The sequence below is a fragment of the Paenibacillus plantiphilus genome (assembly GCF_927798095.1).
GTDB classification, from domain to species: Bacteria; Bacillota; Bacilli; order Paenibacillales; family Paenibacillaceae; genus Paenibacillus_Z; species Paenibacillus_Z plantiphilus.
This window is the reverse complement of the sequence record NZ_CAKMMF010000001.1, coordinates 40,750-61,642: the sequence shown is the minus strand read 5'-3', so window position 1 is coordinate 61,642 and position 20,893 is coordinate 40,750. Positions and strand designations below refer to the sequence as shown.

At 48.7% G+C, this 20,893-nt stretch carries 18 protein-coding genes; 15 read left to right on the top strand and 3 right to left on the bottom strand.

Features of this window, described 5'->3' with window-relative positions:
- Window positions 1–202: 202 nt before the first annotated feature.
- The 7 genes from L6H65_RS00225 to serC all read left to right on the top strand — a co-directional run bounded on the left by L6H65_RS00225 (window position 203) and on the right by serC (window position 8,194).
- Window positions 203–895, top strand: coding sequence for a response regulator transcription factor (locus L6H65_RS00225; protein WP_236338518.1), 693 nt, complete (start codon window positions 203–205; stop codon window positions 893–895).
- 5 nt (window positions 896–900) lie between these two features.
- Window positions 901–2,412 carry a sensor histidine kinase gene (locus tag L6H65_RS00220; protein ID WP_236338208.1) on the top strand — a complete coding sequence of 504 codons (1,512 nt, stop codon included), beginning with the start codon at window positions 901–903 and terminating at the stop codon, window positions 2,410–2,412.
- Window positions 2,413–2,478: 66 nt separating this feature from the next.
- On the top strand, window positions 2,479–3,429 hold the full coding sequence (locus tag L6H65_RS00215) for a 4-hydroxy-3-methylbut-2-enyl diphosphate reductase (RefSeq protein WP_236338207.1): 951 nt from the start codon (window positions 2,479–2,481) through the stop codon (window positions 3,427–3,429).
- Between the two features lie 15 nt (window positions 3,430–3,444).
- Window positions 3,445–3,954, top strand: coding sequence for a DUF2062 domain-containing protein (locus tag L6H65_RS00210; RefSeq protein ID WP_236338205.1), 510 nt, complete (start codon window positions 3,445–3,447; stop codon window positions 3,952–3,954).
- A 181-nt stretch (window positions 3,955–4,135) separates the two neighbouring features.
- On the top strand, window positions 4,136–5,197 hold the full coding sequence (gene aroF / locus L6H65_RS00205; protein WP_236338204.1) for a 3-deoxy-7-phosphoheptulonate synthase: 1,062 nt from the start codon (window positions 4,136–4,138) through the stop codon (window positions 5,195–5,197).
- A 271-nt stretch (window positions 5,198–5,468) separates the two neighbouring features.
- The gene (gene glnA, locus L6H65_RS00200) at window positions 5,469–6,893 is read left to right on the top strand and encodes a type I glutamate--ammonia ligase (protein ID WP_236338203.1); all 1,425 of its coding nucleotides are present in this window, start codon (window positions 5,469–5,471) and stop codon (window positions 6,891–6,893) included.
- 212 nt (window positions 6,894–7,105) lie between these two features.
- A complete protein-coding gene (serC, locus tag L6H65_RS00195; RefSeq protein WP_236338202.1) occupies window positions 7,106–8,194 on the top strand; it encodes a 3-phosphoserine/phosphohydroxythreonine transaminase in 1,089 nt (362 codons plus the stop codon).
- 108 nt (window positions 8,195–8,302) lie between these two features.
- Here serC and L6H65_RS00190 read toward each other — a convergent pair whose 3' ends face one another.
- The gene (locus L6H65_RS00190) at window positions 8,303–9,019 is read right to left on the bottom strand and encodes a response regulator transcription factor (RefSeq protein WP_236338201.1); all 717 of its coding nucleotides are present in this window, start codon (window positions 9,017–9,019) and stop codon (window positions 8,303–8,305) included.
- Between the two features lie 151 nt (window positions 9,020–9,170).
- Between L6H65_RS00190 and trmL the strand changes: the two genes are divergently transcribed.
- Both trmL and L6H65_RS00180 read left to right on the top strand, forming a co-directional pair.
- Window positions 9,171–9,635 (top strand): tRNA (uridine(34)/cytosine(34)/5-carboxymethylaminomethyluridine(34)-2'-O)-methyltransferase TrmL, encoded by a 465-nt coding sequence (trmL, locus tag L6H65_RS00185; RefSeq protein WP_236338200.1) that lies wholly within the window; start codon window positions 9,171–9,173, stop codon window positions 9,633–9,635.
- 260 nt (window positions 9,636–9,895) lie between these two features.
- Complete coding sequence (locus L6H65_RS00180; RefSeq protein WP_236338199.1) at window positions 9,896–10,147, top strand: AbrB/MazE/SpoVT family DNA-binding domain-containing protein; 252 nt, start codon at window positions 9,896–9,898, stop codon at window positions 10,145–10,147.
- Between the two features lie 859 nt (window positions 10,148–11,006).
- On the opposite strand, the gene L6H65_RS00175 is transcribed toward L6H65_RS00180, so the two are convergent.
- Window positions 11,007–11,759, bottom strand: coding sequence for a peptidoglycan-binding protein (locus tag L6H65_RS00175; RefSeq protein ID WP_236338198.1), 753 nt, complete (start codon window positions 11,757–11,759; stop codon window positions 11,007–11,009).
- 233 nt (window positions 11,760–11,992) lie between these two features.
- Between L6H65_RS00175 and L6H65_RS00170 the strand changes: the two genes are divergently transcribed.
- Window positions 11,993–13,186 (top strand): aminotransferase-like domain-containing protein, encoded by a 1,194-nt coding sequence (locus L6H65_RS00170; RefSeq protein WP_236338196.1) that lies wholly within the window; start codon window positions 11,993–11,995, stop codon window positions 13,184–13,186.
- Window positions 13,187–13,299: 113 nt separating this feature from the next.
- Window positions 13,300–14,415, top strand: coding sequence for a TlpA family protein disulfide reductase (locus L6H65_RS00165; protein WP_236338195.1), 1,116 nt, complete (start codon window positions 13,300–13,302; stop codon window positions 14,413–14,415).
- 121 nt (window positions 14,416–14,536) lie between these two features.
- On the opposite strand, the gene L6H65_RS00160 is transcribed toward L6H65_RS00165, so the two are convergent.
- Window positions 14,537–15,280 carry a DUF2161 domain-containing phosphodiesterase gene (locus tag L6H65_RS00160; protein WP_236338194.1) on the bottom strand — a complete coding sequence of 248 codons (744 nt, stop codon included), beginning with the start codon at window positions 15,278–15,280 and terminating at the stop codon, window positions 14,537–14,539.
- Window positions 15,281–15,566: 286 nt separating this feature from the next.
- On the opposite strand from L6H65_RS00160, the gene L6H65_RS00155 reads away from it, so the two are divergent.
- The 4 genes from L6H65_RS00155 to L6H65_RS00140 all read left to right on the top strand — a co-directional run bounded on the left by L6H65_RS00155 (window position 15,567) and on the right by L6H65_RS00140 (window position 20,871).
- Window positions 15,567–17,462 carry a PrkA family serine protein kinase gene (locus L6H65_RS00155; protein ID WP_236338193.1) on the top strand — a complete coding sequence of 632 codons (1,896 nt, stop codon included), beginning with the start codon at window positions 15,567–15,569 and terminating at the stop codon, window positions 17,460–17,462.
- A 232-nt stretch (window positions 17,463–17,694) separates the two neighbouring features.
- A complete protein-coding gene (locus L6H65_RS00150) occupies window positions 17,695–18,147 on the top strand; it encodes a hypothetical protein (protein ID WP_236338192.1) in 453 nt (150 codons plus the stop codon).
- Window positions 18,148–18,200: 53 nt separating this feature from the next.
- Window positions 18,201–19,196, top strand: a complete 996-nt coding sequence (locus L6H65_RS00145; RefSeq protein WP_236338191.1) for a globin-coupled sensor protein — start codon at window positions 18,201–18,203, stop codon at window positions 19,194–19,196.
- Between the two features lie 217 nt (window positions 19,197–19,413).
- Window positions 19,414–20,871, top strand: coding sequence for a circularly permuted type 2 ATP-grasp protein (locus L6H65_RS00140; protein WP_236338190.1), 1,458 nt, complete (start codon window positions 19,414–19,416; stop codon window positions 20,869–20,871).
- Window positions 20,872–20,893: the final 22 nt, after the last annotated feature.

Genomic DNA, 20,893 nt, shown 5'->3' with positions numbered 1-20,893 from the left:
TGCTGTTCCAGTAGCAGGTTCTGCTATTGGGACAGCACCGTCGCTTAAGCGGACTGTGTATGCTTGAAGAAAACGATATAAGTGGCAGCGGACTCGTCCTCTTTTGAGACAGAGCTTGTTTGATATGCATTTGTGCTATGATGATAGCAGATTAATTATGATAATAATGAGATATGAAGATAGATGGGGGAAGCTGACGATGCTGCGACAACATATATTGGTGGTTGATGACGATGAGAAGATCACTTCGCTGCTTAGGCGCAGTCTTGCATTCGAGGGGTATGAGGTGGCGATTGCGAACAATGGCTTGGAAGGGCTCAAGCAGATGCTGATGAGCGATCCGGACCTGCTTATTCTGGATGTGATGATGCCGCAGGTTGACGGGTGGGAAGTGTGCAGACGTGTTCGTGAAGGGGGAAGCACCGTCCCGATTCTTATGCTGACCGCGAAGGATGATATTCAGGATCGGGTCAAGGGGCTTGATCTTGGAGCGGACGACTATCTTGTTAAGCCCTTCGCGCTTGAAGAGCTGCTTGCTCGTGTCCGGGCGCTGCTTCGCCGCAAGTCTGATAAGCTGGAGGAGGCGAGCAGCAGGCTGCAATTCGAGGATTTGACACTGGATCTGGATTCGAGGGAAGCGATCCGTTCGGGTCGCCGTGTAGATCTGACTGCCAAGGAGTTCGATTTGCTGCTCTTATTCATGCAGAATCCACGCAGAGTGCTGACACGGGACGCGATTATGGATAAAATATGGGGCTACGACTATAGCGGCGAATCCAATGTGCTTGAAGTCTATATTGCAATGCTCAGGCAGAAGACGGAGGATGGCGTCGGGAAGAGGCTGATACAGACTGTAAGGGGCACCGGTTATGTGCTGCGGTCGGAAGGGAGCTGACTCTGATGTCGATTCGGCTTAGACTTACGTTATGGTATTCGGCTGTGCTAGCTGTCACCTTGGTCGCATTCGGCGTTGCCATTTATTTATTCGTTAATTTTAATACTTTCAGCGAGCCCAAGGCGCGTGTCAAAGAGCAGGCGCTCCAAATCCAGGTTACACCCTCGCTTGATTTCTGGGACCGGCTGGATTTGAAGATCAACCCTTACACGATTCAGGATCAGGAGATGTTCATTCAACTGGTCAATTATAAAGAAGGTGTGATGCGCCGATCGGATAATCTGATTGCACTCAAGCTGAAGTTCCCTTACCCGCATCTTAAAGAACCAGCAACAAAGGAAGAAGGGCATGTGCATTTGACTGCGGGCAAGTACCCTTTTGTCGTCTATCAGGTTCCGATTGTAAATCCATTGACGAATGAAACGGTAGGGCTGCTGCAGGTTGGCGCTTATACGGGAAGTCAGGTCAAATTTCTGGATGAGCTGCGCACGACGCTTATTTTTGCATCGATTGGCGTTGTGCTGATCGCCTTCACGATTGGCCTCTTTCTTGCGCGGCAGGCTTTGCGGCCTATTGAAGGGGTTATTCGAGCGACGAACCAGATTCAGCATGGCTCTGATCTGAGTGTTCGCATACCTCGGGAAGGACCAAATGACGAGATGGGCCGGCTTACAGATACGCTCAACGGCATGCTGGGGCGATTGGAGCTTACCTATAATGGTTTGGATGAGCTATACAAAGCGCAGAGAAGGTTCGTATCGGACGCATCGCATGAGCTGCGTACGCCGCTGACCACGATTCGGGGCAATATTGAATTGCTGGAAAGAATGTGGCTGCCTTCATTGGAGCTGATGGGCGGTCAAGGCGAGCTGGACGGATTTAGGAATGAATCTCATGCTGAGAACAAAGAGGGGATAGTGCAGCGAACTGTATTAACGCGCGAAGCGATGCAGGATATCGCGGATGAAGCAAAACGGATGAGCGGCCTTGTCAACGATCTGCTTGCGCTGGCTCGCGCCGATGCCGGCTATGAGATGGAGAAGCGGCAGCAGCAGCTTCTGCCGCTTGTTGAGGACGTCGCCCGCAGAGCGCAATTGCTGCCGAGAAGCGCGGAATGGCGAATCGGAGATTTGAAGGAGCTGGAGGGTGTGGAGGTGAACGCGCATGGCGATTATCTCAGGCAGCTGCTTTTTATTTTCATTGAGAATGCGTTCAAATATACAGAATCGGGTTATGTTGAGCTTGGCTCGCTTCGTTCATCCGAGGCTGCGGGCATCGTTATTAAAGATACAGGGATCGGTATGAACAGTGACGAAATTCCGCATATTTTCGAGCGATTCTACAGAGCAGATGTATCGCGTGGCCAGAAGAGCGGTACAGGACTTGGCTTGTCCATTGCCAAGTGGATTATCGATGAGCATAGCGGTTCAGTCGAAGTAACGACCAAGGAAGGTGTGGGCACGACATTTATTGTGTGGCTGCCGATTGCTTTCCAGCACCAATCGAATGGGGTATAATAGATTGGAGCGGGAAGGAGAATGCCTTCCTGAACAAGTTACGGCTTGAGAAAGCAGGTGTCTGAATTGGAAATTGTGAAAATTTCTCCGCGAGGCTATTGTTACGGCGTCGTAGATGCGATGGTGCTTGCCCTGCAAACAGCGAAGAACCTTGATCTGCCGCGCCCTATTTATATACTTGGCATGATTGTGCATAACAGCCATGTAACGGACGCTTTTAAGGAAGAGGGCGTTATTACGCTTGATGGAGAGAACCGTCTGGAGATTCTGGAGCAGATCCAGAGCGGAACCGTTATTTTCACTGCTCATGGCGTATCGCCTGAGGTGCGCAGACGCGCGCGCGACAGAGGACTTACGGTTGTGGATGCGACTTGTCCCGATGTTACCAAGACTCATGATCTGATTCGGGAGAAGGTAGCGGAAGGCTACGAGATTCTATATATTGGCAAGAAGGGACATCCCGAGCCGGAGGGTGCTATAGGGATTGCTCCCGAGCATGTGCATATGGTGGAGAAAGAGGAAGAGATCGACCTGTTGAAGCTGCCTACGGATCGGATCATTATTACGAATCAGACGACGATGTCCCAGTGGGATATCAAGCATTTGATCAGCAGGCTGCTTAGCAAATTTCCGACTGCAGAGATTCACAACGAGATTTGCCTGGCGACACAGGTTCGTCAGGAAGCGGTAGCGGAGCAAGCTGGCCAAGCTGAACTATGCATCGTTGTCGGTGATCCAAGAAGCAATAATTCCAACAGGCTGGCACAGGTTTCCGAGGAGATTGCAGGCGTGAAGGCTTACCGAGTTGCAGACGTTTCCGAGATTAGGCGGGAGTGGCTGATTGGCAAGCAGCGTGTTGCTGTTACTTCCGGAGCCTCTACGCCTACGCCGCTCACGAAGGAAGTTATCGTCTATCTGGAACAGTATGATGATGAGAAGCCTGAGACATGGGAGCCGATTAGAACGGTGAATATGAGCAAGCTGCTGCCGACTCTCCGCAAGAAGTCGACGGTGTAGAAGGAGCGCACTCCTATGAAAAGCTTAAACAAGCCGCGCAACATCAAGAGATGGCTGAAGCTTAAATATACAGAACTGATGAGAGCGCCTGGCGGTCCTTCATTCGTTGCGCTTGGCTTCGCGATCGGTATTGCTATTGAGATGATTACATTGCCGACATATGGACTGGCCTTTTTTCTTATTTTCCCGCTTGTGTATTGGCTTCGCGCCAGCTTGACAGGCGCATTGATCGGTTTCGTTGCAGGCAAGATCATTTACTTGCCCATTGCCTTCGTCAACACGATTGTTGGCGGATGGATTCTATCGGATAAGCTGAACCCGCATATTCCGTATGCCCCTCATTGGTTGGATCATGCTCTGCTTGTCAACATGAAGCTAATTGTCGGAGGGACAATTGATGGTCTGCTGCTGGGGTTTCTGTTCTACTTTCCTGTTCGATTCGCTATTCATTATATGGCGGAGAAAAGAAGGGAGAAGCGCAGGCAGAAGCGTAGCGGCATTGCGGCACGGGCAGCGTTGGAATAATTTATTTGAATCCGATCTCTTGACGAGGTCGGATTTTTCATGTATATTTGCTTTAGCGATTAAAAGCATAAAAGCTAAAAAGCAAAGAAGCGAAGAAGCAAAGCAGCGAAGAAGCTAAACAGCGTAGAAGCGCGAAAGCAAACATGGATAACTATAATGAAACTCAAGAGGAGTGTTGATAATGATAGCCATTACGAACAGCAACATAACGGAAGAGAGAATTAATGAGATTGTCGAGCAGATTGAGAAGGCCGGCAATCAAGCACATGTATCACGGGGCACGGATCGGACGGTTATCGGTATTATCGGCCAAGCCGAGCCAACGCTGGTCGAGCATTTGCGCCAATTGAAGGGTGTAGAGAGCGTCGTTAAAATATCGAAGTCCTACAAGCTTGCAAGCCGCGACTTCCATCCTGACGATACGGTCATCGAAGTTAAAGGTGTGAAGATGGGAGGCAAGCATCTTGTCATTATGGGCGGACCCTGCGCGGTGGAATCACCGGAGCAAATCGACGAGATCGCTCGGCTGGTAAAGGCAGCTGGCGGTCAGGTTCTTCGCGGAGGCGCATTCAAGCCACGGACAGGACCTTACAGCTTCCAAGGGATCGGTGTAGAGGGACTCGTTATGATGGCGGAAGCAGGCAAGAAGCATGGCCTGTTGACGATCACAGAGGTTATGACGCCGGAATACGTCGATGTGTGCGCGGAGTATGCCGATATTTTACAGGTCGGAACACGCAATATGCAAAATTTCGACTTGCTGCGCAAGCTCGGAACAATCAAGACGCCGGTGCTGCTCAAGCGCGGATTCAGCGCTACATATGATGAATTCCTCAATGCGGCCGAATATATTCTCGCTGGCGGAAATCCGAACGTTATGCTTTGCGAGCGCGGTATCCGCACATTCGAGACGTACACGCGCAATACGCTGGATTTGGCGGCCATACCAGTGCTTCAACAGCTTAGCCATCTTCCGGTCATCTCTGATCCAAGTCATGGAACAGGACGTCGCGAGCTTGTTGAGCCGATGGCCAAAGCTTCGGTTGCAGCAGGAGCGAACGGGCTGATCATCGAAATGCATACTGATCCGGACAATTCCATGACGGGGGACGGTGTACAATCACTGTTCCCGGATCAATTTGCCAAATTGCTCAAGGAGCTTGAGCAGCTTGGAAATTTGGTTGGCAAACGTTTTGATACGCCAAAGGAGCAAGCGGAGCGATTCGCAACATGGATAAAATAAGACATTTTGATTCAACCAAACCTAACATGGGAAACAGCCGCAGTCACCTTGATCTTCAAGGCCTGCGGCTGTTTTATATCTATTTTTGGCAGGGTTGTTCGAATAATTCAACAAATATGTGAAGATACCTCACAGCTCCCTTAAAAAATACCTGACATAGCTATTGACGATTGTTGAGCCGAAATTTTATAATAACGACATAGTTTAGTGCAAAACTTGAACAATAACTGTTCAATACATCGCAAACGTTCGGAAATGGAGGAAAAAATCAATGTCAGTAGAAAAAGTTTTAAACACAATTAAAGAAAATGACATCCAATTTGTAGATTTTCGTTTCGTAGACCTGGGGGGTCGCGCGCATCACATTACTCTTCCTTCGACAGAGGTCGACAGTGACACTTTCGTAAATGGTGTAGCATTCGACGGTTCCTCAATCGTAGGCTTCCGTGGTATTGAAGAGTCCGACATGGTAATGATGCCGGATACGGAATCCGTCTTCATCGATCCTTTCACGGATCACCCGACTCTTAACATAATGTGTAACATTCATACGCCAGATGGCGCTCGCTATGAGCGTGATCCACGCAGCATCGCTCAAAAAGCAGAAGAATATCTGCAAACTTCCGGAATCGGTACAGCAGCATTCTTCGCACCTGAATCCGAATTTTTCATTTTCGACGATGTTCGTTATGACAGCACAATGAATTCTTCTTTCTTCTCGGTTGATTCCGAGGAAGCGGCTTGGAATACAGGACGTAAAGAAGAAGGCGGCAACCTTGGATTCAAAGTTGGCGTTAAAGGCGGCTACGTTCCAGTAGCTCCTGTTGACTCCCAGCAAGATATCCGCAGCGAAATGGTTCGCCTGATGCAAGAAACAGGCCTTCGCGTTGAGCGTCATCACCATGAGGTTGCTACAGCTGGTCAAGCAGAAATTAACTTCCGTTTCGACACGTTGACCAAAACGGCTGACAACCTGTTGAAATATAAATATATTATTCACAATGTTGCTCGCCAATACGGCAAAGTAGCAACGTTCATGCCTAAGCCGCTTTTCGGCGACAACGGCAGCGGCATGCATGTTCACTCCTCGATCTTCAATGGTGACACGCCATTGTTCTACGAGAAAGGCGCTTACGCTAACCTGAGTGAGATGGCTATGCATTATATCGGCGGTATCTTGCACCATGCACCAGCTTTGATCGCTTTGACGAACCCGTCCACGAACTCGTTCAAACGTCTCGTGCCTGGTTACGAAGCACCGGTTAACCTCGTATTCTCCAAAGGAAACCGTTCCGCTGCAGTCCGTATTCCAGTAGCTGCTGTTACGCCTAAGGGCTGCCGCATTGAGTTCCGTACGCCGGACTCCACAGCTAACCCTTACCTCTGCTTCGCAGCGATGCTGCTTGCAGGTCTTGATGGCGTTAAGAAAAAATTGGATCCTAGTGCGCTTGGCTACGGTCCTTTCGACAAAAACATCTATGAATTGTCCGACGAAGAGAAGAAAGAAATTCGTTCGGTTCCAGGTACGCTGGACGAGGCGCTTGACGCTTTGGAAGCTGACTTCGAATTCTTGACTGAAGGCGATGTGTTCACTGAAGAGTTCATTCAGAACTATGTTGCTGTTAAACGTCAAGAAGCAAAAGCTGTTGCAATCCGTGTTCATCCTTATGAGTATGGTCTGTACTTCGACTGCTAATTATTCTTCGATTATTCAACTTTCAGCGAGTTCTCCTTAGGGGGAGCTCGCTTTCCATTTGTTCGCAGGCTGCATGACTTGAAGCGGGGAATAGATAAAAAACCGAATATTATGTTTGTTAAAGTTGGAAGCGTTCGACTTTTCCTACTTGATGCAAACCTCTAAAATTGCTATCATATCCATATGCAAATAGAAGACTGGAGTGAGTGACTGTGACGAAACGAGCATTCAACTTTAATGCGGGACCTGCTGCGCTTCCATTGGAAGTATTGCAGAAGGCTCAAGAGGAATTTGTCGACTTCGAAGGTGCGGGAATGTCTATTATGGAGATGTCCCATCGCAGCAGCATCTTTGAAAAAGTGAACAATGAGTCACAAGAGCTTCTAACAGAATTGTTCCAAATTCCGAACAATTACAAAATCATGTTTCTGCAAGGAGGAGCGAGCACGCAATTCGCAATGATTCCGATGAACCTGCTTAAAGCCGGTCAAGTCGGCGCTTATGTGATGACTGGCAGCTGGGCTGACAAAGCGCTGAAGGAAGCCAAGCTGATCGGCGAAACGGCTGTAGCAGCCTCATCTGAAGCGCATAAGTTCAACCGGATGCCAAGTCTTAGCGATATTGAAATTCCTGCGAATGCAGCTTATCTTCATGTCACCTCGAACGAGACAATTGAAGGAACGCAATTCAAGGAATTTCCGAATACAGGTGATGTAACGCTCATCAGCGATATGTCGAGTGATATTCTGAGCCGCCCTGTTGATATTAACAAATTCGGCCTTATTTATGCGGGTGCTCAGAAGAATCTGGGTCCATCGGGTGTAACCATTGTTATTGCGCGTGAGGATCTTGTATCTGAGAGCCCGAAGACGATTCCGACGATGCTTCGTTATGATACGCATGTGAAGAACAACTCGCTTTATAATACACCGCCATCCTTTGCGATCTATATGGTCGGTCAAATGCTCAAATGGGTGAAAGGTAAAGGCGGCGTTGCTGCTGTTGAACAATATAATGAGGACAAAACAAATTTGATTTACAATCTGATTGATGGCAGCGGCGGCTTCTATCGTGGTTTTGCCGACCCGGCAAGCCGTTCGCGGATGAACATTACGTTCAGAATTCATGATGAAGAGCTGGAGAAGCTGTTCATTAAGGAATCCGAGCAGCAGGGTTTTGTTGGGTTGAAGGGCCATCGCAGTGTAGGCGGCTTGCGCGCATCCACTTATAACGCGGTTCCATTAGAGAGCTGCAAGGCGCTTGCGGAGTTTATGAGCGATTTCCAGAAACGCAATGGTTAAGGGATCGAAAATTTTGCAAGGATTAGCAGCTAACTAAGTAAGAAGACCGCCGGACCTTCTCTTGTGAGGAAGGTCCGGCGGTCTTCTGCATGGTGAATGATTGGCAGGTTATGCGAACGAGGAGTCGACCGCGTTTGGCCCGGTCAGCTTGTAGCCGACATTGCGAACGGTCATAATATATTCAGGCGTCCTGGCATTGCGCTCAATTTTGTCTCTCAAGTGGCTGATGTGCACATCGACAATGCGCGTATCTCCAAGGAAATGGTAGTCCCAAACGCCATGCAGCAGCTGCTGGCGGCTCAGCACTTTGCCGCGGTGGCGGCATAGGAACAGCAGCAGCTCGAACTCCTTGGGCGTCAATTCAACCTCTGCGCCATCAACTCTTACTTCGCGCTGATCGGTGAGTACGCTGAGCCGTCCGACAGCATGGACAATATTATCGCTGGAGCCAGGGAGCGACTGGATGCGTCGGAAGATAGCCTGAATCCGCGACAGCAGCTCTTGCGGGGAGAATGGCTTGGTCATATAGTCGTCTGCGCCATTATCAAGTCCTGCGATCTTGTCTGTTACATCCTGCAGCGCAGTAAGCATGATGATGGGGACGGCATTATTCTGTTTGCGCAGCTCGCGGCATACTTGAATGCCATCCATCTTGGGCAGCATCAGATCCAGAACGATGAGATCGGGGCGAAAGGGCTTGAGCATATCGAACACAGCCTCGCCGTCATGAACGCAGCGGACCTCATAGCCAGCCAGCTTCAGGTTGAACTCTATAAGCATGGAGATGGAAGGCTCGTCATCGACTACTAAAATTTTCTTTTTCATCGTTCCTGTTCTCCTTTTAGGTATGATATTGGTTCTATTATGGCAAGCAACATTATTCACTAGATTAAGGGTACGTTAAACCTGTGTAAAATTGTTGCGATTGGCAGCCTTTTTAATCAGGCGTCTTATAAGGAAGAGGTGCAGCGAATTAATGTCCTTGCATATTGTGCTTGTTGAACCGGAAATACCGGCCAATACGGGAAATATAGCGCGTACTTGCGCGGCAACGGGAACGCATCTTCATCTGGTGCGCCCGCTGGGATTCAATACGGATGACCGAACGCTCAAGCGGGCTGGTCTTGACTATTGGCATGCGGTTAATATTCATTATTATGATTCGTTTCAGGAGCTGCGCGACTTGTATCCAGAGGGCAGGTTTTTCTGTGCAAGCACGCGCTCATCCAAACGATATTGTGAGCATGCGTATGAGGATGGTGATTTCTTCGTATTCGGGAAAGAAACGAAGGGGCTGCCGCAATCCATTCTGGATGCGCATCCCGATACTTGCATCCGGCTGCCGATGACGGACAAGGTGAGGTCGCTTAATTTGTCCAATTCTGCGGCGATTGTTATTTATGAAGCGTTGAGACAGAATGATTTTTTCAGCCTGGAGTAAAATTGCATTCTCCTTCATTCTCTTGTTTAAAGGTTTAGGTGATGTGGGTAATAGGGTATGGAGCGGATGCTGCGGAATGCGCGAATTGGTTCAAGATCTCGCTAGTAGAGGAAACCTTCCCCAGCTACATAGGTTCATTGTTGCAGGATATTAAGAAAATCTAAAGACGGGGAAGGAAAATGGAGCTACCTAGCGAAACTTATACGTGCAATGGTTTCGTATCTGACTTGCATATCATAGACACAGGAGAGGTGAAGTTTTTGAAACCGGCTGGAGTAGTGCGCAAAGTCGATCAACTGGGCCGTATCGTATTGCCCAAATCGCTGCGCAAAAGATATCAGATGAATGAAGGCGACCCCGTGGAAATTCTTGTCCAGGGTGACCATATCATTTTGGAGCGTTACCGTCCGCGTTGCGTGTTTTGTGGGTCCATAAATGAAGTTAGCGAATTTAAAGAGCGTTATCTTTGTTCCGAATGTATGAGCGATATGTACCAACTGCGTCGCAACTAGTTCCATGACGCAAAAAAAGCTTCCAGTGATTATAAATCGCTGGAAGCTTTTTTTGTGAGGATTAAAGTCCTTTGGTCTTATCGTCATTGTAGGACGAAGTGAGAATAGCGACGAGGAACAGTACTGTAACCGTCGTTATGATTAGAAAGTTAATTGTCATTCTGCACACCTCCCATACACCCTTTTATTATACCCAAGTAGGTTGAAAAAGAAAATGCGCAAAGTTGTGAACAAGTTGTTACACTGAATTCAAGGGATGTTACAGTTATTTGGTGAATACATTAACGATAAGCATAACAAAAATTTCTTCATAATGTAGCGTTTAAATGATTCATAGATTGTAGCATGCTAGTCGTACGAGTTTGAGGTGATAGAGCATGATTTCCGAGTTAATTATTTATATCCTACTTATTGCATGGCCTATATTGATTTTTTTTATGCTGTACAAAGATACTCTTTGTAGTGATAAATTTTGTGCTATAAATAAATTCGTCGCAGGATATATTTCTGACGAATTTACGTACCAGGCGGTGCCGACTATATTTCATATTCGCATTTATCAAAATTAGAGGGAGGCTGCCACATCGTAAGCAGGAAATAGCGTGTTATCGCTTCAACAAAGGCTGATCGGGCCACTCTCTATACCGTTTTACAACGGATGAGGCAGCATGCCGGGATGACCATCCATTCGCGTGAGAATGGATGGTCATTTTTTGCGTGCGCCCAGCATGGGCTCTAGTAGCCGCGACCGATTAATGGCGAGGCTGGAGGGGTTCGAAACGATATATTTTTGCTGAGGAGCAATAAAACGGTTGGTTACATAATGGAGTTCCGTTATTTCGGAAAGAATAGAGGAACGTTAATTGCATGTATGGATATGGAAATGATCCTGATGATGGGCATCAATAACAACTTTTCCTGAGGTTAGTCCATGCTTGGTATGAAAGATGATTCTTTTAACATTAGAGTGTGCGATACATAGTTCAAGCCATTTTTTTTCTTGTGCAGCTGTCATCCGATTATTTCGAATATCCATTTCTTTTCCGGATTTATGGGTCGAGTGCTCGGGTGACTGTACGCCGTCAATTAGCGAAGCATCATTCACCTCGATTTTTTTGCCGGTGTTCAAATAGAAGTCATACCCCAAAGCATGCAGCGTATCTCTAGTCGTGCTCGTTACCCAACTGTAGTCGAGCTTATATGCGGCATCTGCGGCCAATCCGTTTGGCGTGTCATTGTAATTCATGTAGCCTGGAGCGGACTTGAGGACCCTTACCCAGCCTTTTGAAGAAAGGCCGATTGTCCGGTGCATCGCATTTCGCGAAGCTGCACCATAAATGCCATCTGTAATCAAGTCCTCGTTTCTTTGGAAAACGGCTAGATTCGCTCCTGTGTCGGCATCGAATAAAGGGGATGTATTGCCGGACAAAGACGCAATTCCCGTCCAAAGATCGGAAGGAGTGCTTTTTCTGTAGGTTCTCAGATTGTCTTTAAGAATGACTACCTGAGCATGTGAAACGCCCTGGCTATACGAACTAAGAAAGCTTTTGGTGAAGTATGCATTTGAAGCGCTAGTACCGACTGCTGCAACATTATTGTGACCTGCTGCCATATATCATCATTCCTTCCTTAATGTTAACGTCGGGGCTAACGTATGCATTCCCGAAATGCATGCATTAGCTTTCGTTACTGATAAGAAAGTGCAATCAGGCAAGCAAATAACAACCTGATGACGGGATTCTTACATAGCCAAATTTCAATATAGAGTCGGCATAATCAGACTGTTGCCCCTTCACCCTTTTGAGCGTAAAATATGTCTTATGAAATAGAGGAGGCGAACGTAAGGTGGAGTATCGGTTTGCGAGACGGGTAGAAGCTCTTCAATCCTCAGTTGTTCGGGATATTTTGAAGCTGACGCAAGGGAACGAAATTATTTCATTTGCGGGCGGTCTGCCTGCGGAAGAGTTATTTCCTATAGAGGCGGTGCGTGAAGCGGCCGACCGCGTATTCACGGAGGGCAAGGGCTCGCTGCAATACGGGCTGACAGAAGGATATTTGCCTCTGCGGGAACAGCTGTGCCAGCGAATGGCAGAGAAGGGGATGACGGTTGCGCCGGATGAAATGATTCTAACGACTGGCTCCCAGCAGGCGATTGATCTGATCATTCGGGTTATGACTGAGCCTGGAGATGTAGTGCTGGTAGAGAATCCGACTTATCTGGCATGTCTTCAAGTATTCAGCTTCAGCGGACTTCGCGTTATTGCGGTCGAAAGTGACAAGGACGGCATGGTGATGTCGGAGGCGGAGCGGCTTATTCGTGAGCATCAGCCCAGAATGGTATATGTCGTTCCGACTTTCAGCAATCCAACAGGCCGAGTCTGGAGCTTGGAGCGTCGTAAAGGTCTGCTTGATCTATGCGCGCGATATGGTGTGCCGATACTGGAGGATGACCCCTACGGTGAAATCCAATTTGATATCAACGCGAATTTCCCAACTTTATTCTCCTTGGCAGAGCAAGCGAAAGTAGGCGGGGTGCTCTATACGAGCACATTCTCGAAGACGGTAGCTCCTGCGCTCCGAACGGGCTGGGCAATGGGGGATCGCAGTGTCGTTGCAATGATGGCCAAGGCGAAGCAGGCTGCAGACCTGCATTCCAGCTCGCTGGACCAGCAGACATTGGATCAGTTGCTTCGCCACTTCCCGCTTGATGCGCATATCCGCAAGATTGCCGATAATTATGGCGCACGAATGCAGCATATGCAGAAGCTGCTGCGTGAAAGCTTGCCGGATATAACATGGGTAGAGCCGCAGGGCGGCATGTTCCTATGGATGCAGCTGCCGGAAGGATTGGATGCAGAGGCGCTGCTTCGCTGTGCGGTAACAAAAGGCGTTGCATTTGTGCCGGGCGCGCCTTTCTTTGCGGAGGAGCCGCAGCGCAATACGGCGCGGCTGAATTTTACTTATACGCAGGGTGAAGTGATGGAGCTCGGCATAAGACGATTTGCTGAGGCTGTGAGCGAGTTTGTAGCTCGCTGCTAGCCATTCATTCCACGAATGTGAAGGCATCTGGTATCTTCCTTGTTATGAGGCGGATACCAGTTTTTTTATAAGTCATTTTTTGCCGTGACCATAACAAGAGGGAGTAGTCAAACATGCATATTTCCAAGAAACAAGTGACGATTATTATTATATTGGGGATTCTGTGCATGGCGATTTATTTGATTGCCAGCTATGAGAAGCCGACATATGCGCCCCTCAAAGAGGGTGGCAAAGGGGCATTAAGCTCATCCGCAGCGCTGACCAAACCGATTCCGAAGAAAACGACGCCGGATATCGAGCTGACAGGAATGGATCATGTCGTACATAAGGTGTTTTACAGTGACAAGCCTACGGTTTTGTTGTTTTTTGCATCGTGGTGTCCTTATTGCAATGAGGATGCGCCGAAATTGGTAGAGCTCCAGGAGAAATACAGGGACAAGGTGAACGTCTATGGCATAAATGTTATTAATCGAGATGAATATAAGGAAGTTGCAGCATATATCGACAAGCATGAGATCACTTACCCTGTTCTGGTGGACAAAAAGGATGAATACTACAATTATTACGGTCATGCGGGCTTCCCTTCATTATTCTTCGTGGACAGGTACGGCGAGGTCGTTGATTCGATCATAGGCTCAGCGGATTTTGATTTCATTGAGGATTCCTTCCAATACCTGATTGATGTTGATGAGATCGGGCAGGCATCCTTGAAAAATTCATTGCGGGAGGAGAGCTTCGAGGATGAGTCCGCGGAGAAATACTTGACTCGGCTCGATGAGGATTTCGACGAAAATCTTGCAGCGAGAGAACTAAAGGCTCAAATGGTTGATGTCGTTAAAGCGTTCGGTGCTATGCTGAGAGAAAAGGATAGCGCGGAAATGGAAACGGTTATCGATAGCATGGTTGTCGAGAGAAGCGCATCTGATGAATTGAGCGGTCGCAAAGCGAATAAAGAATTGTTTGAAAAAGCGATGGTTGACCGTTTGGCACTCGACAGCCAGGACGAGGCTGAGAATGAGTATGCTTCTGACGCATGGAGTGAAGAAGTCAAGCAATTGTCAAACATTAGCTTGGGAAAGCTTGTCTCTGTTGAATACGCCAAGGATGATTCGGCAGCGCAATTCTATTATTATCATAAAGGCTCTGACTATATCGCTTATGTTGAGTTCATTAGATCGGGAGATTCCTATCTATTGAATGAGGTGGATGTGTTTAAACCATCAGAGTAATGAGGGTGATAGGAGCTTCGCAGAGGTTCGGGATATGGACAAGGCTGTCTCATCAGCAGTTAATCTGCTAATGGGACAGCTTTATTAAATTTACACTGTAAGATGGGAATAAGGCCGCCGATCATTCCTTCGCTCGCTGATTTGCCTCCGGAGATTCCGCCCCCGCCCAGCTATTAATGATAGCGGCGTATTCGGCAACGGCCAGCTCGCCGTCAGCCTTCAAATGGTAGATGCCTCGTTGGACTCTTAGAAACCAGCCGTAATAATCCTGCTGAAGGATTTGGGGCGCACGGGCAACTCCTGTCAGCTCTGCCACCTTGCGAGGAGCCAGTGGACCGTTCGTATGAAGCGCCCAAGCGATCCGCAGCGCTTTCTCTCTGTAAGCGGTGACCAGCTTGCGCCTTGTGCTGCCGCCTATATTGTAATCGCCGCTTCGTTCTCGAAATTCATTCAATAGTCGAGTTTGACGCTTGCGCCGTTGTCCGCGAATGGGCGGATCTCCTGGCTGGCAGAGCAGCTCAATGACTGGCGCCTTGGTCTTGAAGAAGGTGATGGTCATCAGGCCAAGCCCCAGCATGCGGCAGAGCTCGGTCAGATCGCCGAATCGTTGGTTGTGAGCGCCGCTCTTCTTCCGATTGCGTTCGATCGCAAGCATCACCTGACCACTCAGCCGCAGTCGTTCGATGCCCTGCAGCAGCAGGGATAGGGTGAAGGTCTTCTTCATCTCGACAAGCACCGTTTCGCCGCTATCGGGGTGTATCGCGACAAGGTCGCAATGCATAATTTCGCTCTTGACCTCATAGCCCTGCGCTTCAAAATATTGCTTAATCGGTTGATATAGCTCAGTTTCGTGATTGACTGCCACCTGCAAGCGCTCCTTTCTTAGCAAAGTATATCATATTCCGCTGCGGCTGTTGACCGTCTGGAAGCGGAGGGCCTGTCATGCTCCGCTTGGTCGTAATTTGTGCTGGAAGTGCGAATTATGGGGAATTGTCGTCGAAAATATAGGGCAATTATCGGAGCGAACACGCATAGAAATGTAGTACTTCAACAATTTATCGAGCAGCATCGCTGGATGGATGGTTTGATAGATGGTTATCCGCACGGCATATGGTTGCGTGGAAGCTGCTAGTATCGGGAGGAGGTACGGCATGGACATTTTGAAGAGAATATCGGCGTACAAGGCGGAAAGCGAGAAGCTTGGGTGGACCGGCACGTTCAAGGAATACATCGAAATGTTGAAAAGAGATCCGGCTCCAGCTATGACTGCGCATGCTCGTGTCTATGAAATGATCGAGTCTTACGGGGTGACTGAGGAAGGCGGTAATAAGAAGTATAAGTTTTTTGAGCAGGAAATCTTCGGTCTGGATCGTTCGGTCGAGAAGCTGGTGGAGGAATATTTTCATTCGTCGGCTCGTCGTCTTGATGTCCGCAAACGAATATTGCTGCTGATGGGACCGGTCAGCGGAGGGAAATCAACGATTGTCACGATGCTTAAACGCGGTCTCGAACAGTTCTCAAGAACAGAGCGAGGCGCGGTCTACGCGATAAAGGGCTGTCCCATGCACGAGGAACCGCTTCACTTGATTCCGCATGAGCTGCGTTCGGAAGCGGAGAAGGAGCTGGGCGTACGTATAGAGGGCAACTTATGTCCATCCTGTCAGATGAGGCTGCGCACAGAGTTTGGCGGCAATATTGAGAACGTTATGGTGGAGCGTGTCATTATCTCTGAGGAAAGCCGTGTCGGTATCGGTACCTTCAGTCCTTCCGATCCGAAGTCTCAGGATATTGCTGATCTTACGGGCAGCATTGATTTCTCGACGATAACGGAATTCGGCTCTGAATCTGATCCGCGCGCTTATCGGTTTGACGGCGAGCTGAACAAGGCGAATCGCGGTTTGATGGAATTCCAGGAGATGCTGAAATGCGATGAGAAGTTTCTGTGGAACCTGCTCTCGCTAACCCAGGAGGGGAATTTCAAGGCGGGCCGATTCGCGCTTATTTCGGCAGATGAGCTCATTATTGCGCATACGAATGAATCGGAGTACAAATCCTTTATCAGCAACAAGAAGAACGAAGCGCTGCAGTCGCGGATGATCGTCATGCCGATCCCTTATAATTTGAAGGTGTCGGAGGAAGAGAAGATCTATACAAAGCTGATCGGCCAGAGCGATATGAAGCATATTCATATATCGCCGCATGCGCTTCGAGCCGCCGCTATATTCTCTATTCTGACCCGATTGAAGGAAACGAAGAAGCAGGGTATGGATTTGGTGAAGAAAATGCGGATGTATGACGGTGAGGAAGTGGAGGGCTATAAGGAAGCCGATCTGAAGGAGATGCAGAGCGAGTACATTGAAGAGGGGATGTCGGGCATTGATCCCCGCTATGTCATCAATCGGATTTCCAGCGCTCTTATTAAGCAGGATCTGCAGTGCATCAATGCGCTTGATGTGCTGCGCGCACTCAAGGAAGGCCTGGATCAGCATCCGTCCATTACGAAGGATGAGCGGGAACGGTATTTGAACTTTATATCCATCGCCCGCAAGGAGTATGACGGCTTGGCGAAGAAGGAAATTCAGAAGGCTTTTGTTTATTCATTTGAGGAATCGGCGAGAACGCTGTTCGAGAACTATTTGGACAATATTGAATCGTATTGCAACTGGGCGAAGATCAAAGACCCGCTGACAGGCGAGGAGATGGACCCGGATGAACGGCTTATGCGTTCTATTGAGGAGCAGATCGGTATTTCTGAGAATGCAAAGAAGGCGTTCCGGGAAGAAATATTGATCCGAATCTCTTCTTATTCACGCAAAGGGAAGAAGTTTGAATACGCCAGCCACGAGCGGCTGCGCGAGGCGATCGAGAAGAAGCTGTTCGCGGATTTGAAGGATATTGTGAAGATTACAACGTCCACCAAAACGCCGGACGAGAAGCAGCTGAAACGGATCAATGAGGTGACGAAGCGGCTGATGGATGAGCATGGCTATTGCTCGGTCTGCTCCAATGAACTTCTTCGTTATGTCGGGAGCTTGCTCAACCGTTGATTGAAGCAGGGATTGGCTGAAGCGATGCTGTAGAACACAGATGTGTTCACAGCATCGTTTTTTGTGCTGTGCAGTTTGGAAGGGGAAATTCGTTCGGCTGAATTGAAGGAGACGCAGGGGGGAAAGGTGTAGAAATAGCAAGAGAAGGGGGATATAATAGGAACATAAGTTCTTGTTTGGGGTGTGGGCGTGAATGGTTGGCGCTCTGACTCTGGCAATGGGGGTGGCGGATATGTATATGTTGGATGCAGCGGGTGAGAGGGCAGAGGTGAATATCGAGGAGGTTTGCATGATCGTGCCGAGAAAGGAAGGACCGCTGTTTATTACTGCGGACGGAGCTGCGTATCGCTTCCCGCAGACGACACGGGAGCTGGTGGGCTTGTTCGGAGACTTGGGCTTCGAGCTAATTGACCGGAATGCGATTATTAATATGAATAAAGCCGTTCGCTTCGATGCTGTGGATCGCAAGGTGTATTTCAATGAGCATGACGGCGGAGACGAGCATTTCTATGCAACGGTCTCGGCCGCCAATCAGAGGAAGGTGAATCATCTCATTCGGGAATCCAGCGCAGCCGCTATGGAATATACAATGTCTTGCGTTATGTATCAAGGATGGGGCGGGATTATGAACGTTTGCGTACAATTGCTCATAAAAGGTAAAGGTTTGTATGCAATTTGTCGATAATGTTTCTATATTACTTTCTTTAAGTATAGGAATTGAGGGGGACAACAGACAGCATGATTCAGATTTCAACGGAACGTAAGAGACAGCTCGATTTTACCGGAATTACTGAAGCGGATCTGTCGCTGTTGGCGCAGCATCGCGGAATTTTCAAAGAGGTATGTCATGAGGTTGTTGACCGATTCTATGCGCGGGTCGTGCAGCAGCCAGAGTTGAATGCAATCATAACCAAATTCAGCACGATTGAACGGCTGAAGGAGACGATGCGCGTCTACTGGATGTCGTTAACAGAGGGTGTGATTGATGAGGTGTTTATCCAGAATCGGATTCGGGTCGGAGCGGTTCATTCCAGAATTGGTTTGACGACGGACTGGTACTTGGGCTCCTATATGATTTATTTGGATATATCGACTCAAATTTTCCAACAATCATTGCCCGATAAATGGACAGCGATTATGCATGCCCTATCCAAAATGTTCAACTTCGATTCGCAGCTTGTATTGGAAGCTTATGAGGAGCTGGAGCAGGAGGAGATGAGACAGCTTGCTGAGGAACGCAAGCGTGTTCTGCAATCTGTAACGCAAGCCGTTCAGGATTTGGCCGGCATGATTGTGGAGTTGGATGAAAGCGCTCGCTCCATTGCAGAATCGGCTGTGTTGACGGCAGAATCGCAGGACAATTCGCATAGCTTGCTTGGCGAGCTGAAGGAGGATATGGATTCCATAGGCGAGGTCGGGGTTCTCATTAAGCGTATTGCCGATCAGACTCACCTGCTTGGTTTGAATGCGGCGATAGAGGCTGCTCGCGCAGGTGAGCAGGGCAGAGGATTCGAGGTTGTTGCCAATGAGGTGCGCAAGCTCGCAGCTTCGTCGCGAGAGGCGATGGGGAGTATTCAAGAGCGGCTGGAGCAGATTGAGAACAAGGTAAGTCATGTCCGCAAGGAATCACAGCAAACGTCTGATCAGGCAAGAGATCAGGCTGCGAGATCAGAAGAGCTGGCTTCCTTCGTTCATACGATTGAGAAAATATCGAATGATCTGAAGGGACTTTAAGCGGCGAAGCTGTTGCGATTAGACGACAGAACAAGGCTGATAGATATCGGCCTTGTTTTTTGTGGTTTTAATGTTAGATAAGTTGACATATAAATCGTTATTAGGTATGATTCAGGTAACATAACTCAAGGTTTAACGAAAATGAAGTGCAAAATCCGAACATTATATAACATCTATATTACATTAAGTTGACATTATGGCTTTGGGGGCGGTTGACATGTCCATGGCGGCGCATTCGCAATTTCATTCCTATGATTCACAATCCTTCTATGATGAAATGTTCGACAAGGAGTCATCGGTACGGACGCATTATGAAGGTGTTCATCGGCTATTCGGCCGTCTGAAGCCGTCTGAGCTTGCTGCCAAGCATGCGACCCTCCAGCAGCGCATGATGGAGGAAGGCATTACTTTTACGCTATATGCGCACAATCAGGCCGAACCGCTTGAGCGGACGATTCCGTTTGATTATATTCCGCGCATTATTCCCAAGCATGAATGGGAGGAGATTGAACGAGGGATGAAGCAGCGAGTGACGGCGCTGAACGCTTTTATCCGCGATATTTATCATGAGGGCAGAATTATTAAGGACGGGGTTGTACCCAGGGGGATGATTGTCGGCAACAAATATTTCAGGCCTGAGATGGCAGGGCTTGATGTGCCGCAGGACATCTACATGACGGCATCCGGCATCGACCTCATCCGCGATGAGAAGGGGAAATACTACGTTCTTGAGGATAATCTGCGCACACCGTCGGGCTTCTCTTACCTGTACAAAGGCCGAAGCCTGATGAGCGAGCTGTTTCCTGATTTGTATCTGTCCAGCCGTGTGGCTGATATTGAACGGAGCCTGAATGTTTTTCTAAGCTCGCTTCGCAGTCTGGCGCCATCGGGCAAGCGTGACCCGTTCATTGTTCTCTTGACGCCGGGAGCTTATAATTCGGCCTATTATGAGCATACCTTTCTGGCGCAGCAGCTAGGTATTCATTTGGTTGAAGGACGGGATCTCGTCTATAAGGATCATAAGATTTATCTTCGTGACCTGAGAGGCCTAAGGCAGGTAGACGTTATTTATCGCCGGCTTGACGATGAGTTTCTCGACCCGCTTGCTTTTCAGCCTGATTCGCTGCTTGGCGTGCCTGGGCTTATGAATGCTTATCGGGCAGGCAATGTGGCGATTGCGAATGCGCCTGGGACCGGTGTGGCTGACGATAAGGCGGTTTATGCGTTTGTGCCGGACATGATTCGTTATTATTTGGCAGAGGAGCCGATTCTCCATAACGTGCCTACGTATATTCTCGCTCGCAAGGAGGATCGCGATTATGCGCTGGACAATCTGGATCAGCTTGTGGTGAAGGAAACCTCGTTATCCGGCGGCTACGGAATGCTGATCGGACCAGCGGCTACGGGGAAGGAGATCGCAGCGTTCGCTGACGCGATTCGCCGCGACCCCAGTCGCTATATCGCTCAGACGACGATGAAGCTGTCGCGTTCGCCGGTTATGATGGGCGGTGCAATGGCGCCAAGACATATTGATTTGCGCGCTTTCGTGCTGATGGGCAGTGATGCGCATGTGATTCCTGGAGGATTGACGAGGGTCGCGCTGACGGAGGGCTCGTTAGTTGTGAATTCTTCACAAGGCGGCGGTGTCAAGGACACATGGGTATTAAGTCAATAACCGACTACAATGGAGGGATGAA

What these genes read in the sequence shown, in the direction of transcription:
- L6H65_RS00150 (WP_236338192.1), top strand. Translation starts at nt 17,695, where the DNA reads ATGTATATGTTGGATGCAGCGGGTGAGAGGGCAGAGGTGAATATCGAG.
- aroF (WP_236338204.1), top strand. Translation starts at nt 4,136, where the DNA reads ATGATAGCCATTACGAACAGCAACATAACGGAAGAGAGAATTAATGAG.
- L6H65_RS00165 (WP_236338195.1), top strand. Translation starts at nt 13,300, where the DNA reads ATGCATATTTCCAAGAAACAAGTGACGATTATTATTATATTGGGGATT.
- L6H65_RS00140 (WP_236338190.1), top strand. Translation starts at nt 19,414, where the DNA reads ATGTCCATGGCGGCGCATTCGCAATTTCATTCCTATGATTCACAATCC.
- glnA (WP_236338203.1), top strand. Translation starts at nt 5,469, where the DNA reads ATGTCAGTAGAAAAAGTTTTAAACACAATTAAAGAAAATGACATCCAA.
- trmL (WP_236338200.1), top strand. Translation starts at nt 9,171, where the DNA reads ATGTCCTTGCATATTGTGCTTGTTGAACCGGAAATACCGGCCAATACG.
- L6H65_RS00145 (WP_236338191.1), top strand. Translation starts at nt 18,201, where the DNA reads ATGATTCAGATTTCAACGGAACGTAAGAGACAGCTCGATTTTACCGGA.
- L6H65_RS00175 (WP_236338198.1), bottom strand. Translation starts at nt 11,759, where the DNA reads ATGGCAGCAGGTCACAATAATGTTGCAGCAGTCGGTACTAGCGCTTCA.
- L6H65_RS00190 (WP_236338201.1), bottom strand. Translation starts at nt 9,019, where the DNA reads ATGAAAAAGAAAATTTTAGTAGTCGATGACGAGCCTTCCATCTCCATG.
- L6H65_RS00155 (WP_236338193.1), top strand. Translation starts at nt 15,567, where the DNA reads ATGGACATTTTGAAGAGAATATCGGCGTACAAGGCGGAAAGCGAGAAG.
- L6H65_RS00210 (WP_236338205.1), top strand. Translation starts at nt 3,445, where the DNA reads ATGAAAAGCTTAAACAAGCCGCGCAACATCAAGAGATGGCTGAAGCTT.
- L6H65_RS00220 (WP_236338208.1), top strand. Translation starts at nt 901, where the DNA reads ATGTCGATTCGGCTTAGACTTACGTTATGGTATTCGGCTGTGCTAGCT.